Here is a 16292-nt window from a genome sequence, read left to right as displayed (position 1 = left end):
CACAAAGAAAAGAAAAATATGGGCGCAAAACCAAATTGTCGCTTAAATGGCCGATCGCTAAATTAGGGCGGGCGCTTAGTCGTACAGCGCGCCATCTCGTTCCAGGTCGGTACCGCTGAAAACCTTTTTGGAGGTCCAGGGCTCCTCGGCATTTGCCCAGAAGGGCGCGTCGGGTTCCAGGCCCAGCGGCAGGAAGCCCTCGGAGGTGAGGTAGAGGCTGCCGGTGGAAATGTAACTCTCCGCCAGACCGGGTTGGTGGCCGGCCACGCCCAGTCGCAGCCATCCGTTCTCGTCGAAGGTACCCGGCGCCTCGAGCATCCGCCGCTGCACGGCGGTCAGCGCGGCGCGTACCTGCCCGGGGGTGATCTCGTCGGGGAGTTGCTCCCACAGCGCGATCTGGGCCAGGTGCTGGAAGGCCCCGAAGCGGTAGACGATGGACCGGCCGATGATGGGGAAGGTGCCCTCGGGGCTGATCAGTCGTTCCTGGATCTCGGCGTAGCGGCGGGCCCGCTTAAGGGTGGTATCGAAGCTGCGGCCGTCCTCCTTTCTGTTGTCCTTGAGCACCTTCAGGATGTCGAGCAGCATCGGCTGGATAACGTAGCTATTGTAGTAGTCCCAGTGGAAGTCCTTGCCGTCGCCGTACATGCCGTCACCGAGGTACCACTCGATGTTCTTGCGGACGGCGAGCGCGGTGCGCATCTCGTCCCACTGCTCGCCGATCGACAACAACCAGGCTTCGACCATAGCGGAGAAGAGCAGCCAGTTGCTGTAGTAGGGCAGGATGACGCGGCTATTCTTCATTTCTTCGATGGTCCGGGCCTTGGTCTCGTCATCCAGCGGTTCCCAGAGGACCTCGGGCGCGCGCAGGAAAGCGTGGGCCAGGAAGGCCGCATCCACCAGGGGCTGGCGGCCGTGACGGTAGAAATTGAAGTAATCGGGGGAGTCCGGGTTGACGCCGTTGGCCATGCTTTGCCGGTACAGCCCCAGAAACTCCTCGCGCAGTTGCTGCTCTTCCGCCGGGCCGCCGCTCGCGCCCAGCCACGGGGCCATACCGGCCATCAGGCGCCCGAATCCCTCCAGGTACGTGAAATTCTGCCGGTCCTTGAGGGTAGCTCCCTCACCGAACGCTACGGGCATATTCTCGCGCAGGGTGCCGGCCGCCATATTTTCCAGGAACGGGCGGGCGATCTTGGTAAGGTTCGCCACCCAGTAGGTCCGGTCCGCGCTTCCGTCCGTAGGCGCGGACGCGGGTGCCATGCCGTTGGGAAGGGCCGAAGCGGACAGGCCGGTGGCCGCCAGGCCAGTTAGGGTAGTGGAAATCCAGTTTCTGCGATTCATGGGGTCGAAGTTTAGCGGATGGGGGAGATCAGGAAGCTGTATTCGTAGTCGCCGGCCGGGATCATGTACTGATCGTGCGGACGTGCGCCCCAGCTGTTGTCACCGCCCACGCCAGACTGCTTGTAGTCGACGTTGACGTTGACCAGCTGGCGTTTGGGTACGTCGTAGTTGTGACGCTGCACCTTGGCGTTGCCCTCGTCGAAGTCGGAGTTCAGCTGGTGGTGGGCACTGAAGCCCAATAGCTCGTCGTCGGCCCGCAGGGCAATGCCGCTTCCGGCTTCGTTGCGGAACTCGACCTCGCGCACGTCGGTGCGGTAGCCGTTCTCCTGGGGCCGGATATAGTCGTACATCAGGTCGGCCACGTCGGCGGTGTAGCGGGCGACGAAGGTGCCGGTGTTGCGGTCCTGGTAGTTTTCGACGGGTCCGCGGCCATAGTAGCTCACCGCGTCGTACTCCGGCCGGAGAATGAAGGTGTTGCCGAGGCGGGGTATGGTGGGCAGTTCCTTGCTGATGCCGCTAAGGCGGTTGTCCACCCGCAGCTCACCGGCGGCGTTGAAGGTGTAGGTCATGGTGAGGCTGCCCGCGATGCCCTGTAGTCCGTAGTCGGCGGTCACGCGTTTCATTCCCTTGCCGGCGTCGGCGACGGAGAAGTCCCTGAGCTGTTGCTCCTCGCTGGCCGTCTTCCAGGCGTGGGCGTTGTTGGTCATGCCGTAGCCAAAGTCGTTGTCGGTGGGTGCCCGCCAGAAATTCGGCTTGATGGGCTCCAGGAGCACGTTGCCGTTGCCGTAGTCGAGGCGGTAGAGCCAGCCCGAGGCCTGGTCGAATACGGCCGTGAAGCCCTGCCCGGTGAGGGTCAACTGCCCATCGGCTTCCTCCGTGGTCAGGGATCCGCCCGCGGCGGCTTCCAGGTCGGCCAGGGAAGCCTCGCTGAGCTGGAACTCCTCAGCGGCGACTTCGTGGCCCTTCTTCAGCAGGGGCTGCGCCTCCTTGAGTTTGGCGGATACCTGCAGGTAGTACTCCTTGCCCGCTTCCGTGGCCGGCAGGTCGAGGGTCACCATGGTGCTTTCCCGGGCCGCCACATCGGATGTGGTGAAAGTGCCGGTAGCCGTTTCCTCCCCATCGGCCAGCAGGGTCCACGTGAAGTCGAAACCGCTCAGATCGATGAAGTCGTAGCCGTTGTAGACTTCAAGGGCGCCGCTGGCGGCATCGAAGCTCGGGAAGTGGATATACTGGTACACCTTCTTCACCTCGTACAGGGAGGGGTGGGGTGAGCGGTCGGGGTTGACCAGTCCGTTCAGGTTGAAGTTCTGGTCGTTCTGCAGCCGCGAGCCGCCGAGGTCGCCACCGTATGCGTAGTAGGTCGTGCCGTCCGGCGTTTTCGCTTCCAGGCCCTGGTCTACCCAGTCCCAGATGAAGCCGCCCTGGAGTACGGGGTATTCCTCGATCACGTCCCAGTAGTCCTGCAGGTTGCCGACGCTGTTGCCCATCGCGTGGGCGTACTCGCAGAGGATCAGCGGGCGTTGCGGGTCGTTCTCCGCGTACCGCTTCAGGCCCCACGGTTGCCAGTACATGGGGGCCTGGATGTCGGTATTAGCGTAGTTAGTGGCGCCCTCATACTGTACGGGGCGGGTGTCGTCGTGCTCCTTGAGCCAGTCGTAAGTGGCAAAGAAGTTCTCGCCGTTGCCGGCCTCGTTGCCGAGCGACCAGGTGACGATGCTGGGGAAGTTCTTGTCGCGCTCGTACATGCGAATGGTGCGGTCCAAGTGCATCGCCTTCCACTCCGGGCGGTAGGCGGGGTGGATCTTCTTGGCTTCCTCGTTGTTGTCCAGCCCCTGGTTGGTGGTGCCCATGCCGTGGGTTTCTATGTTGGCCTCGTCGACCACGTAGAAGCCCAGGGAGTCGGCCATGCGGTAGAAGAACTCGTTCTTCGGGTAGTGGCTGGCCCGGATCGCGTTCACGTTGAATTCCTTCATGCGCTGCATGTCGAGCCTAGTGATCTCTTCCCCGACGACGTGGCCGGTCCTGGCGTCGTGATCGTGGAGGTTCACGCCCTTGATGTAAACGGGCACGCCGTTAACCAGGAACTGGTTATTCTCGATTTCGATCGTCCGGAAACCCACGTCCACGGTGGTCGCCTCCACCGTAGCGCCATCGGCGTCCTTGAGTTCCAGAAGGAGGGTGTAGAGGTTGGGCGTTTCCGCGGTCCAGGGGCGTATGGCCTTGATCTCCTCGGAGAACGTCACGCGGCTATCGTCGCCTACGCTCACGTTCACGCGCTCGTCCATACCGGCCAGGGTGCGGTCGCCATCGAGGAGCGTAGCCTCCACCCGGTAGCGGCGGGCTTCGGCGGTTGTGGCGTTGCGCAGGTCTACCCGCACTTCCAACTCGCCGTCCGCGTAGTCGTCGTCCAGTTCGGAGATCACCCGGAAGTCGTGGATGCTCACCGGCGCGGTGGCGTAGAGGTAGACGTCGCGGTCGATGCCGCTGAGGCGCCAGAAGTCCTGGTCTTCCATATAGCTGGCGTCCGACCAGCGGTACACCTCGACGGCCAGCGTGTTGGTACCGGCTTGCAGGTAGTCGGTAAGGTTGAACTCGGCGGGGGTCTTGCTGCCCTCGTTGTACCCGACGCGCTCGCCGTTCACCCAGAGGTAATAGGCCGAGCTGACGCCGCCAAAGTGAATGTAGACCTGCTTGTCGTCCCAGTCGGCCGGCACTTCGAAGTCGCGGCGGTAGCTGCCCACGGGGTTATAGTCGTGGTCGATGTAGGGCGGGTTCTTCGGGAAGGGGTAGACGATGTTGGTGTAGATCGGCGTACCGTAGCCCTCCAGTTCCCAGTTGGCGGGGACGGTGATCTCGTCCCAGTGGCTCACGTCGTAATCCGGGCGGTAGAAGAATTCCGGCCGGTCCGACGGCTTAATGACCCAGTTGAATTTCCAGCTTCCGTTCAGGTCGTGGTACAGTGGGGAGGCCGCCCGCCCGCCGCCCGCCCGGGCAGCCGCCGCGGTGGGGTAGCGGTAGAACGCGGCGTGCGGTGCTTCCCGGTTGATCTGGAAGACCTCGGGGTTCTCCCAGTCTGGCGTCTGCTGGGCGATACCGACGGCGGATATCAGGGTGAAGAATACGGTACAGGCGAAATATCTGAACATGATCTACTGGCTTAGTGATGGAAAGGCGGGGTCGTTCCTACGGTTATTTCTTGAGCTCCTTGTACCGCTGCATGGCCTCCACGAAGTAGAAGTCGGCGTAGGTAAGGGGTACGTCCACTTCGGTACCGGCGGGCAGGTGGCCGACGCTGTGCTCCAGCAAAAATCCCCCGTTGGTGCCGGGCTTGGCCAGGTATTCGTCGCCGGAGAGCGTACGGAGAATAGTCTCCGCGGTGGATACGTAGCGCTTGGCCTCGTCGCCGTCCACGTACGCACTCAGTTCGAGCAGGGCGGAGGCCATGATGGCGGCGGCGGAGGCATCGCGCGGTGCGTCGGGGATGTCGGGGGCATCGTAGTCCCAGTAGGGAATCTTATCCGCCGGCAGATTGGGCTGGGAAAGGATGTAGTCCGCGATCCTGCGGGCCTGCTCCAGGTACTTTTTATCGTCGGTGTCCCGGTAGGTGGCAGTGTAGCCGTACAGCCCCCAGGCCTGCCCGCGCGACCAGGCGGAGTCGTCGGCGTAGCCCTGGGCGGTCTTCTTTTCCTGTACGTCGCCGGTGGTCTTGTTGTAGTTCAGCACGTGGAAGGTGCTGTAGTCCGGCCGAAAGTGGTTGGCCATCGTGGTGTTGGCGTGGGTGGTGGCGATGTCGGCGTACTTCGGGTCGCCCGTCACGCGGCTGGCCCAGTACAGGAGTTCGAGGTTCATCATGTTGTCAATGATGACCAGGTAGTCGCCTTCCTTGGAGTCCCACGACTTGATGGCGCCCACGGTAGGCTCGTAGCGGGAGGCGAGCGACTCGGCGCTCTGCAACAGGATTTGCTTGGTTTGCTCGTCCGGCTCCATCTCGTAGAGTTCGCCGAAGCTGTCGTACATCATGAAGCCCAGGTCGTGGGTGCGGGTGTTGTTTTTTTCTTTTTCCAGGACCTTCATGATCCGCTTGGCCTCGGCCAGCATGGCAGTGTCGCCGGTTTCCTGGTACAGCATGAGTAGGGTGCCGGGGTAGAAGCCACTCACCCACCATTCGGAGCCGCTGAATTCGTATTCGTTACGGTCGGGGTAGTAAGTCTTGGGAAACCGATCGGCGGGGAGGTTGTCGCGCAGCACCTTATACTGGGCGACGGCCAGCTCCAGGTTGCGGTCGATCGTATCGAGCAGCCCCGCTTCGGTGTGCGCCGGCTCCTCCTGGCTGCGGGTCGAGGAGCAGGAAACGGCGACCAGCGCGACCAGCAACAGGGCGGCTAAGTAGGTTTTGCGGAGAATGTGCATAGTGATTCAGATTGTGTAAGGATTAGTGTTGGCGGCGAAACAGCCGCGCCGTGGCAAAATCACGTCGCGGAAGCGGGGCGGGGGCTCACCCGGTTTACTTGCGGGCGCGATCCCCGACCGGCAACGAGAGCAGGTTTACGGACCGCGGTTCCAGGGTGAGGGTAACGGAACGTTTCACGGAGCCGAGGTTGCGGGTGTACGGCCGGATGGCTTCCTCGCGAACCCGGTTAAAGGTTTTCAGGTCAGGGTCGGCGAGCACGGTCAGGCTGGCCTCGCGCCGGCCGCGGAGGCCGTCCAGTTCGATGATCAGTTCCCGGGGGGTGTCGTTGGCGTTTACCACCTTGACGTAGACCTCCTGGCTGACGGTATCGGTCACCGCGCTGGCGTAGAGGCTGTCCTGCCCGGTCAGCGCGCGCCCGTCCGCCAGGGCGGGCAGCGTGTGCGTGCCGGCGTGGGTCGAGAAGAGCCGCTGAACGTAGTAGTTAGGCGTGGGACCCACCTCCAGGTTGTCGAACCAGATCAGGTCGGGGCGCCACTGCCAGGCCTCTACGTGGGCCATGAGGGGAGCGTAGGAAGTCAGCCGTACCACGTCGGCATTGCGCTCGAGACCGGTCATGTAGGCGGCTTCGGACAGGGCGCTGAGCCAGTTGTTCCGCGACTCGGGGGTGTCGTCGGCCGGTCCGTGGCCGGCGTACTCCCCCGCGAAGATGGCCGGCCCGTCGCGGTCGTAGTCGTCGTAGCGGTCGGCGTGGGAAAAGAACCACCCGGGCGGCATGTAGTAGTGCTCGTCCACGATATCCGGGTTCAGCGGCCGCAGCTCGTTCCACAGGTAATCAAACATCTCTCCCCCGGCGAAGGGGCCGACGGTAGTGACCAGTTCGATCTCCGGGTGGGCGGCCTTGAGGGCCTCCACAAATATCTCGTAGCGCTCGACGTACTGCGGGCCCCACTGCTCGTTGCCCACGCCCAGGTACTTCATGCCAAAGGGTTCGGGGTGGCCCATTTCGGCGCGCAGTCCGCCCCACTCCGAGGTGGTGTCGCCATTAGCGAACTCGATGAGGTCGAGGGCATCCTGAATATAGGGATCGAGATCGTCGAGGGGCACCACCTCGGCGGTGTTGAATTGGCAGGCCATACCGCAGTTGAGGATGGGCAGCGGCTCGGCCCCCAGGTCGTCGGCCAGGAGGAAGTACTCGTAGAAGCCGAGGCCGTAGGACTGATAGTAGTCCGGCGCGTTGCGCGGTGCGGAGAACTCCGTATTCCAGCGGTTGACGATGAGTTTGCGGTCCGCGACGTCGCCGACGGTCTTCTTCCACTGGTAGCGGTTGTTCAGGTCGCGCCCCTCGACGATGCAGCCGCCCGGAAACCGCACGAAGCCGGGCTGCAGGCTGTCCAAGAGGCTGACGATGTCCTTGCGCATACCGCCCTGGCGGCCCCGCCACGTATCCCGGGGGAAGAGGGAAACTATATCCAGTTCTACGGTCCCCGTGCCGCCGAAGCGGAGCTCCAGGGCGGCCCGGACGTCGGTGACGGAAGAGGTCAGGGTGGCGGTCGCCTTACTGAATGCATCGCTGGCGGCCGACAACTCGACGGGCGCACGGCCCAGGACCGATCCGGAGGTGTCGACGAGGGCCACCTCGAGCTGGAGGTTGCCGGTGGGCCGGCGAACGAGCAGGCTGAAGTCGTAGTGCTCCCCCGCGCGCACGCCCATCCCCCGGAAACCTTCGTTGCGCATCGTGTACGTACCCCGCGGCGCCTCGACCCTGACCTTCAGGTAACGCGGGTTGTTGGGGTTGTCGGCCTGCTGGTTTTCGACGAGCACGGCACCCGCGGCCCCGCCCTCCGGCGCAAGCGCCCAGCCCATAAGGGGGCGGTCGAATTCAAAGGAGCGGTTCTTGACGAGCTCGGCGTAGACCCCGCCGTCGGCCGCGAAATTGATGTCCTCGAAGAAGATGCCGTACATCGTCGGGGCAATGTCGCCCCCGGGCTTGTCGACGGCTACGTTGAGCGTCACCTGCGCCGACAGGGAAGCGGCCAGCGTGGTAAGCAGGAGAGGGAGTAACGGGAATCTGAAGTGCATGATCGAGGATATGAAGATAAGCCTAATGAGAGCTTAGCGTGGGGTGACCGGCCGGATGCCTGCGTGGGTGGGCGTTGCCGGGCGGATGCTGCCGTCGGGGTTGAACGCGAGTTTGTCGATGGCCGTCTCGCGGTGGAAGCCGGCCGCGCGGCCCATACTGATGCCGTTGGGGTAGTTGAAGCGGTGGTAAACGATGTACCAGTCGTCGGTGCCCGGTACCTGGATCACGGAGTTATGGCCGGTGCCGTAGATCTCGGCCTCCTCGTTGGTCTGGATGACCAGATTATTCTCGGGAATGGTCAGCGGGCCCAACGGTGACAGGGCCGTGGCGTAGCGGACGCGGTAGGAAGGATCGCGGGTGTCGTTCTCGCTCCAGAGGAAGTAGTACGTACCGTTGCGGAAGAATATGGTGGTGCCCTCCCGGTAGGTGCTGCCGGGGTTCAGTAGCTTGGTGGTACCCGGCTTGAGGCTTACCAGGTCATCGTTCAGTTCGGCCACGGCCATATAGCCGTTGCCCCAGTAGAGGTAGGTCTTGCCGGACTGCGGATCGGCGAAGACCTCGGGATCGATCTCCTGGCCGCCCCGGGCGCCTTCGGGTTTATAGTCGATGAGCGCCTTGCCGCTGTCGGTGAATGGGCCGGTGGGGGAATCGCTCGTCGCCACGCCAATTTTCTGGGCGGCCGTAAAGTAGTAGAAGTACTTGTATTCGCCGTCGATCTCGGCTTCCAGGATGCAGGGTGCCCAGGCGTTGCGGTCGGCCCATTCGACGTCTTTCTCGAGGTCAAGGATGATGCCCTCATCGGTCCAGTGCACGAGGTCGGGGGAGGAGAAGGTCTTGAAGTAGGTGCCCGACCAGCCGTTGAAGCCGTCGGAGGTAGGGTAGAGATAGAACTTGCCGGTCTTTTCGGAGTACAGCACGTCGGGGTCGGCGTAGTAGCCGGTCAGGACGGGGTTGTTGCGCACGGTGGCCGACACGTCGTAGGTCTCCGGTTCGTGCCCCTCCAGCTGGAGAGTGTAGGTGACGGGGCCGTCGGTGAAGTCTTGCGGGCCGGCGGGGGTGATGCGCAAGCCGGCCATTTCCGGAAATTGGGGGTCGAAGGCGCTCAGGTCGGTGTCGGGCAGCAGGGGGAGCTCCAGTTCGTTGGCGGTGCTGTCGAGCCGGATGTTGATCTTCCGGATCTCGGGGGCGGTGGCCTGGACGATCAGGTCATCGGGGCGGCCGTAGGCCGACAGCAAACGCTCCAGTTCGCGGGAAGTGATGGGGATGACGGTGCCGTGGCGGGGGTGGAAGTCCATACTCACGTCCTCGTCGATCACTTCGAAATTTTGCAGGTCGGAGGTGCGCGTAAACTGGTACTCGCCCTTCGTGTACATGTCGTACATCAGGATATAGTCGTCGCTGTCGATCAGCTTGAAGACGCTGCTGCCTTCCACCTGGAAGGTGGTCTGCTGCACGAAGTCGTCGCCGACCGCGTACTCGCCCGTGAGGCTGTCGGAAACCGCGACCTTAATGCCCTTGCCGCGGTCCTCGGTCTTGAAGAACATATAGTACTTGCCGTCGAAGGGGATGATGTCGCCGTCGATGGCCGCCCCGCCGTCGGGGGTGTAGAGCAGTTGCTTGGGCTCGGTGGCCAGGTCGGTGAAGTCGTCGTTGGTGTAGGCGTAGTAGATCTTGTCGGGCTCGTTGCCGTGCTTCATGGAATAGTAGACCATGAACTTGTCCTCCGCGGGGTCATAAATGGTCTGGGGTGCCCACACCCGCAGGAGGCTGTCCTGATTGTCGAACCGTTCCTGGATGTTGACCACGCTGGAGGTCCAGTTGATGAGGTTGGAAGACTTCAGCAGGACCATGGCCCGGTTCGACGACCAGCCGTTGGCGGAGACCATGTCGGTGACGACCATGTAGAAATTGCCGTCGGGGCCGCGCAGGATGTGGGGGTCGCGTACGCCGCCGGTAGAGCTGATCGCGCGGGAGTCCAGCACCGGCGCGTCGCCGTTCAGGGCGTGGTAGTTGTAGCCGTCGAGGCTCACGGCGTAATGAACCTGCTCGTCCGCCTGGGCATTGCCCGTGAAATAGGTAAACAGGTAAGCGGAATATTCACTGCCGGAGGGTTCTCCGGTACCGGACGGGGTGCCCGCACAGCCGGACAAAAGCTGGCTCAGGCCAACAAGTAATACGAAAGGAAGGAAGCGCATGATGATAAGGTAGGAGATGATCGACCTGCCCCGGAAGGGATCCGAAGCGCAGATCGGGGAATAGGCCAAGATAATTATAAATTGTCTTTACGACAATTAACCGCTGCGTCCGTTTCTAAGTCCGCTGCCGGCGGGGCTAAAAAAAGACCGGGTAACACGCCACGTGGCCCGTTACCCGGTCGGACACAGTTAACACATTAGCTTAGTAGCCGGGGTTCTGTTTCAGTTCGGCGTCCTTGTTGAGGTCGATTTCCCGCTGGGGGATCGGTAGCAGCAGGTGGGTTTCGGTGAGCCCCTGCAATTGGTAGTTCTCTACCGGGTTGTCTCCGAAGTAGCGGTAAGCTCGGTCGACGAGGGTGCCGGTCCGCATGAGCGTAAAGCGCCGGTTCTCCTCGGCGAGCAGTTCGCGGATGCGTTCGTCCAGGATAAAGTCGAGGTCGATGTCGCCGGCCTCCACCAGCGGGGCTTCGGCGCGTTCGCGCAGGATATTGATCGTCTCGGCGGCTTCCTCGAGCTTACCCTGTTTGAACTCCGCTTCCGCGCGGAACAGGTAGGTTTCGCCCAGGCGCATCAGGATGAAGTCCTTCCACATCCCGAAGCCGAACAGGTCCAGCGGATCGAAGTGACCCCACTTGAGGGTGTAGGGCGGGATGATGAAGATGGTGTCGGGACCCGCGTAGGGGACCGGTTCGCCGTAGATGTCGCTGTATTGCTCCGCAGGATTATTGTAGTAAAACTGCCGGTGGATGCTGTGACGGCTGTTGCGGATGTCGCCTTCGGGGTACAGGTCGTAAAGTACGTAATTATTCAGGCGGATCCGGGCGATACCGCGACCGCCGAGGGAGTCGGCGATGGCCATGCCGTCCTTCTGGTGGTAGGCCGCTCCCCAGATGCGGCGCTGCTGCGGGGCGTTGGTCTGTCCGCCGGGCACGTCGCGCGGATTCTCGGCCTCCAGTACCCAGATGCCCTCGGTGTTGCCCTGCCGGCGGCGTTGGTTGCCGTAGAGGAACATGTCGGAGAAAGGAGTACCGGGTTCACTGGCCTGGATGCCGTACCGTTCGGTGATCAAACTGAAGAGGCCACTGTTGATCACGATATCGGCCTGGGCCTCGGCGGCGGCGTTGTCGCCGGTGCGGAGGAAGAACTCGCTCAGCAGGTGATTGGCCATGTGGCGGTTGGCGCGCGAGGTGGCCCGTACGTTGTCCACTACGGTCACGTTCTCAATGTCCGGCAGGTTTTCCGCCGCGTACATCAGGTCACTCTCGATGAGGGCGTTGACCTCCTCGAGCGGGGCACGTACGAAGTCGGTCCGTGGTTCGGTGATCGGCTCGGTCACGAGCGGTACGCCGCCGAAGGCGGTGGCCAGGGTATTGTAGGCGTGGCCGCGGAAGAAGCGCGCCTCGGCCAGCAGCTCAGTCACGCGCTCCTCGGGCAGCGTAGCCACGGCGTCGGATTCGAGGTTGGCGATGATGAAGTTAGTATTCTTGATCATTACGTAGGCCCAGTTCCAAGTGTAGCCGGCCGCCTCGTTGTCCGAGGAAAGCAGGTTGTAGTTGAAAAAGGGAATCTCGATCCCCTGCGGCTGCGTAGACCAGGCGATGTCGGTACCCGTTTGCCACACCGCCGGCCAGCCCTGCGGACCGCTGTAGGTGTACAGGGTACTGAAGTGATTGTAGAGGCCCAGAAGGGAGGCCTCCAGGCCGGCCTCATCGGTGAGGGTTTCCGGGGCGAAATTGTTCAGGACTTCCTCGTCGAGGAACTCTTTCTGGCAGGAAGCGGCGGTCGTGAGGATTAAAACCCCACACACCGCGGCCTTAAGGTAATTCTGTACTGATTGCATGATGATTCTTTTTAGAGGGTCAGGTTGACGCCGAAGGAAAAGGTGCGGACGAAGGGGTAGTTATTGGTCCAGTTTCCCGAACCCCGGCCGTCGAGGTTGTTTTCCGGATCCCAGCCTTGCCAGTCGGTCCAGGTGTACAGGTTGCGGCCGGTGACGTAGATCGTCAGGGCCTGCATGCCGACCCGGTTCAGCACGTTGGAGGGAACGGCGTAGCTCAGCCGTACGTCCTTGAGCCGGACGTAGCTCGGGTCGTTCAGGTTCCAGGATCCCAACCGTCCGCGGTAGGAGAGGGAAGGCGCCGTACCGATAGGGTTGCCCTCGGTCCAGTACTGGTAGTTGGTGGGGATGTTGCGGCGGCCTACCTCGTCGCCGTAGAAGGCGTCGGGGTTGTACTTGAGTCCGCCCTGCGAGTACTGCAGGAAGACGCTGAGGTGGAAATTATTGTAGTGGAAGGTGTTGGTCAGGCCGCCGTAGTAGTCGGGCAGGTTGTTGCCGACGATCACCCGGTCGTCGCCGTTGATCACGCCGTCGCCGTTGATGTCTTCGAACTTCAGGTCACCGGGAACGGCACCCGGATCGGTCTCGGAGGGGTCTTCGCCCTCCTGCCACACGCCGATCCAGCGTTGGGTGTAGACGGTACCCAGCGGTTCACCCAGGAACCAGCCGTTGCCGATGTCGTCCTGTCCGTCGCCGTAGAGCTCCACCAGTTTGTTGCGGTTGGAGGCGATATTAAAGCTGGTCTCCCAGCGGAAGTTGCCGGCGCGGAGGTTGACGCTGTTGAAGGAGAACTCGATGCCTTTATTATCCAGCACGCCGAGGTTGTCCCAGATCGAGCCGGATCCGGTGATGAGCGGAAGGGCGCGCCGGAGCAGGATATCGGTGGTGCGGGACTGGTATACCTCCAGGCTGCCACTCACGCGGCCGTCCCAGAGGCCGAAGTCGACGCCCAGGTTGGCCGAGGTGGTGGTCTCCCACTCCAGGTTCTCGTTGCCCAGGTCGCCGATCAGGGTGCCGATCTGGCTGGAGCCGCCAAAGGGATAGCGGACGGGGAAGGCGATGGTGGCCGTCTGGTTCACGCCGATGGCCTGGTTGCCCGACTGCCCGTAGCTGAAGCGCAGCTTCAGGTTGTCGATCGCGCCGAGGCCGTCCATGAAGGATTCGTTGGCGATATTCCAGCCTAGAGCAAAGGAGGGGAACAGGCCGTATTTGTCGGTATTATCGCCGAAGGCGGAGTAGCCGTCGCGGCGGGCGGTCACCGTCAGCAGGTAGCGGCTGTCGAAGCCGTAGTTCACACGGATCATTTGCGAAAGCAGGCTCTGCCCGTCGCCGTAGCTGCCCGCGTTGCGGTTCTGCCCCGACCCGATATTGAAGTACGAGAGCTGGTCGTTGACGAAGGTGTTGGCGTTGGCGTCGAAGGAGAAGTACTGTGACTTTTGGGCGCTGTACAGCGCGGTAGCCCCTATGGTGTGGCGGCCGAACTCCCGGTTGTAGTTCAGGATGTTTTCCAGGACCCAGTTGTCGGTCTGGTTGAAGTCGGAGAAGGCATAGCCGGCGGGGTTGTTGGCGGCGGCACCCTCGTAGCCGGAGTTGCGCCGCTGCTCCAACGTATAGTTCCCGTTGAGCCGGTAGCTCAGGCCGGGCAGGAAGCCGGGCGTAAGCTCGATGTAGCCGCCCCCGATCAGGTTGTGGCGCCGCCGTACCTGGTCGGTAGTGGTACCCAGGAAGGGGTTGGCGAAGAGCAGTTCCGGCTCCATCGGGAAGATCTTGTAGCCCCCCTCCTCGTTGTAGAGCGTGCCGTACGGACTGGCGGCCGTGGCGTTGAGGAAGTTGGCGCGGCCGCCGTCGTAGTTATTCAGCGTGAAGGCCAGGGAGGTGCCGGCCTTGAACCAGTCGGTGAGCGTGGCGTCCAGGTTCGTCCGCACGTTGGTCCGCTCGTACTGGTAGCCCGCTATTACGCCCTGCTGGTCGAGGCGGCCGCCGGTCACGTAGTACTGGATGTTGTCCGTACCCCCGGAGACGGTGAGGTTATGTTCCTGCAGGACGCCGGTTCTGGTGACCTCGTCGATCCAGTCCACCGTACGACCGGCTTCCAGGTTGTCGATCTCCTCCTGGTTGGGCAGGGCGCGATCCAGGTCGAGCCCGACCGCCTCTACGTAGTCGGCGTACTTATCGACGTAGGCGTCCGGCCCCAAAAACTCCAGGGTATTGTTGACCCGTTCCAGGCCTACGTAGCCGGCGTAGCCGATGCGGGGCGCACCGGTCTTTCCGCGCTTGGTCGTGATGAGGATGACGCCGTTGGCGCCGCGGGTACCGTAGATGGCTACCGCCGAGGCGTCCTTGAGAATCTCGATCGAGGCGATGTCGTTGCTGTTGATGTCGTTGATGTCACCGAAGAAGGGAGCGCCGTCGAGCACGATGAAGGGACTGTTGTTCGCGTTGATCGAGTTGATGCCCCGCACCTGGATGCTGCCGGTACTGCCGGGAACCGACGACCCCTGCGAGATCTGTAACCCGGCGGTCGTACCCTGGATGGCGGAGAGTACGTTCGTCACCGGCAGGTTCTCCAGCCGGTCGCTCGGCACGGAAGCCACCGATCCGGTGATATCCGACTTCTTCTGGGTACCGTAGCCGATCACGACCACCTCCTCGAGGGCCTCCACGTTCTCCTGCAGCTGCACGTCAATGGTCGTGCGGCCGTTGACCGGCAGCTCCGCGCTGAGGTAGCCGATGGAGGAAAACAGCAGGGTGTCGTTGTCCTCTACGCCGCTCAGGCTGTAGTCGCCGTCGATGTCGGTGATCGTACCCGAGGAAGTCCCCTTGATCAGGACGGTCACGCCGATCAGGGTCGTGCCGGTGATGTCGGTGACGCGCCCGGTGACGGTGATGGCCGTCTTCTGGGCGGCGATGGCCCGGGCCACGGTGCTGAACCGCTCGATGGGCCCTGCGGAACTGGACTGCACGGAAATGCCGGAGCTTTCCTCCAGTCGCTTGATCTGCCGGAGCTTACGGCCCAGCTTACGGGCGTTGCTACGGCTTTCTTCGGTATCGCGGAAGATGACCAGGTACTTGTCTCCGTACGTCTTGTGGAGGAAGCCGGTTTCCGACAGCAGGCGGGCGATGGCCTCCTCCAGGTCTTCTTCGGCGCGAAAGTCGAAGTCTACCTCCACGTCGGCCAGTAGTTGCCGTTCGTAGGTGAAGAAAACCCGGTAGCGTTGCTCCATCTCCTTCAGTACTTCAATAAGCTGCCGCTGCGCTAAGCGGTCGGAGGCCGCGGGTGCGGGGCCGGTAGACAAGCCGGCGTGCGTGCCCGGCACGGGAGCTTTCATGCCCGTGGCCAATAGAGCCAGCAGGAGCAATCCCGAAAGTTGGTAAAATATTCTTTGCATGAGTGGCGTGATTTAAAGGCATGAATGCCCCGGAGAATTCCGACGGGGCGATCGACTACGGGTTGATTATCGATGCATGATGTAGGAGCCCGGCTTCACGGCGTCGAGCTGGTAACCGCTTACCTGCTCGAGCAGGGGGATCACGATCTCCAGGTCGGCCATGGGGAGGCCTCCGGTGATTTTTCGTTGGAATAGGGTGGAGTCCTCCACGGCGATGTGCACGCCGTAGAGGTTTTCGACCCGCCCGAGGACGTCGGCGAGGGGCGTATCGTCGAAGGTGAGCACGCCGTCCTTCCAGGACGTATGCACCTTCGGCTCGTCAATCTTCTTGTCGGCGATTACTTCTTGCCGGACGGCCGAATAGGTGACCAGCTCCCCGGGCTCCATCAGCTGCTCCGCAGACCCGGAATCGGTGAGCTCCAGGGCGATGCTGCCCTCCTCCAGGTACACGCTGGTCTGGTCCTGCTGCCGGTTCACGTTGAATACCGTACCGAGCACGGAGATAGACAGGTCAGGGGTGATGACGCGGAACTTCTGACCGGTGGACCGCTTCTTGGTTACCTCGAAGAAGGCCTCGCCGTCGAGCCAGACTTCCCGGTCTTCGGTATCGTCCCAACTCTCCGCATAGCGGAGGACGGAATTCGCGTTAAGCCGCACCCGGGATCCGTCCGGCAGCTCCAGCGTGCGTTGCTCGCCGAAGGCCGTCGAAGTGGTGATGGTAGTTTCCCGACCCAGCACGTAGAAACCGGCGAAAACGACGAGGGCTACGGCCGCCGCCAGTGAGGCGACCTGCATCCAGCGGCGGCGTCCCCGCTTCGTCGTTCCGCCTTCCTGCCCTACGCGATCAAGCAGCCGCTGTGCGAAGGCCGGCGGCAACCGCTCCGTAAAGCCATCCCGCTCCCAGAGCGCCCAGAGAATGGGCTCCGCCTCGGACTTGGGCAGCTGGCGGGCGAGGGTGTATAGGCGGTCCGCCTCGGTGGGCGTACACGTTCCTGAACGAACTTTCGCAAGCAGGATAGACAGTTCTGATTTGGACATTTGC

At 62.6% G+C, this 16292-nt stretch carries 8 protein-coding genes; all 8 read right to left on the bottom strand.

What is annotated here, in order from left to right; all coding sequences use genetic code 11:
• Positions 1-75 precede the first annotated feature (75 nt).
• The 8 genes from DQG19_RS18405 to DQG19_RS18370 all read right to left on the bottom strand — a co-directional run bounded on the left by DQG19_RS18405 (position 76) and on the right by DQG19_RS18370 (position 16288).
• Complete coding sequence (locus DQG19_RS18405) at positions 76-1338, bottom strand: DUF2264 domain-containing protein (protein WP_116127766.1); 1263 nt, start codon at positions 1336-1338, stop codon at positions 76-78.
• 11 nt (positions 1339-1349) lie between these two features.
• On the bottom strand, positions 1350-4484 hold the full coding sequence (locus DQG19_RS18400; RefSeq protein ID WP_116127765.1) for a glycoside hydrolase family 2 TIM barrel-domain containing protein: 3135 nt from the start codon (positions 4482-4484) through the stop codon (positions 1350-1352).
• Between the two features lie 43 nt (positions 4485-4527).
• A complete protein-coding gene (locus tag DQG19_RS18395; RefSeq protein WP_116127764.1) occupies positions 4528-5748 on the bottom strand; it encodes a glycoside hydrolase family 88 protein in 1221 nt (406 codons plus the stop codon).
• A 94-nt stretch (positions 5749-5842) separates the two neighbouring features.
• Complete coding sequence (locus DQG19_RS18390; protein WP_116127763.1) at positions 5843-7828, bottom strand: alpha-L-arabinofuranosidase C-terminal domain-containing protein; 1986 nt, start codon at positions 7826-7828, stop codon at positions 5843-5845.
• Between the two features lie 33 nt (positions 7829-7861).
• Entirely contained in the window at positions 7862-10024 is a 2163-nt protein-coding gene (locus tag DQG19_RS18385) for a family 43 glycosylhydrolase (RefSeq protein WP_116127762.1), read from the bottom strand.
• Between the two features lie 202 nt (positions 10025-10226).
• Positions 10227-11864: a RagB/SusD family nutrient uptake outer membrane protein gene (locus DQG19_RS18380; protein ID WP_116127761.1), complete on the bottom strand. Its 1638-nt coding sequence runs from the start codon at positions 11862-11864 to the stop codon at positions 10227-10229.
• An 11-nt stretch (positions 11865-11875) separates the two neighbouring features.
• Entirely contained in the window at positions 11876-15250 is a 3375-nt protein-coding gene (locus DQG19_RS18375; protein WP_198661803.1) for a SusC/RagA family TonB-linked outer membrane protein, read from the bottom strand.
• A gap of 66 nt (positions 15251-15316) precedes the next feature.
• Complete coding sequence (locus DQG19_RS18370; RefSeq protein WP_116127760.1) at positions 15317-16288, bottom strand: FecR family protein; 972 nt, start codon at positions 16286-16288, stop codon at positions 15317-15319.
• Positions 16289-16292: the final 4 nt, after the last annotated feature.

Origin of the sequence: Lewinella sp. IMCC34183 (assembly GCF_003390915.1) — a bacterium.
In the GTDB taxonomy this organism is placed as follows: domain Bacteria; phylum Bacteroidota; class Bacteroidia; order Chitinophagales; family Saprospiraceae; genus Neolewinella.
This window is presented reverse-complemented; position numbering and strand designations above follow the sequence as displayed.

Excerpts from the sequence above, each read along its gene's own strand:
- DQG19_RS18375 (WP_198661803.1), bottom strand. The coding sequence starts at position 15,250 with ATGCAAAGAATATTTTACCAACTTTCGGGATTGCTCCTGCTGGCTCTA.
- DQG19_RS18370 (WP_116127760.1), bottom strand. The coding sequence starts at position 16,288 with ATGTCCAAATCAGAACTGTCTATCCTGCTTGCGAAAGTTCGTTCAGGA.
- DQG19_RS18400 (WP_116127765.1), bottom strand. The coding sequence starts at position 4,484 with ATGTTCAGATATTTCGCCTGTACCGTATTCTTCACCCTGATATCCGCC.
- DQG19_RS18390 (WP_116127763.1), bottom strand. The coding sequence starts at position 7,828 with ATGCACTTCAGATTCCCGTTACTCCCTCTCCTGCTTACCACGCTGGCC.
- DQG19_RS18380 (WP_116127761.1), bottom strand. The coding sequence starts at position 11,864 with ATGCAATCAGTACAGAATTACCTTAAGGCCGCGGTGTGTGGGGTTTTA.
- DQG19_RS18405 (WP_116127766.1), bottom strand. The coding sequence starts at position 1,338 with ATGAATCGCAGAAACTGGATTTCCACTACCCTAACTGGCCTGGCGGCC.
- DQG19_RS18395 (WP_116127764.1), bottom strand. The coding sequence starts at position 5,748 with ATGCACATTCTCCGCAAAACCTACTTAGCCGCCCTGTTGCTGGTCGCG.
- DQG19_RS18385 (WP_116127762.1), bottom strand. The coding sequence starts at position 10,024 with ATGCGCTTCCTTCCTTTCGTATTACTTGTTGGCCTGAGCCAGCTTTTG.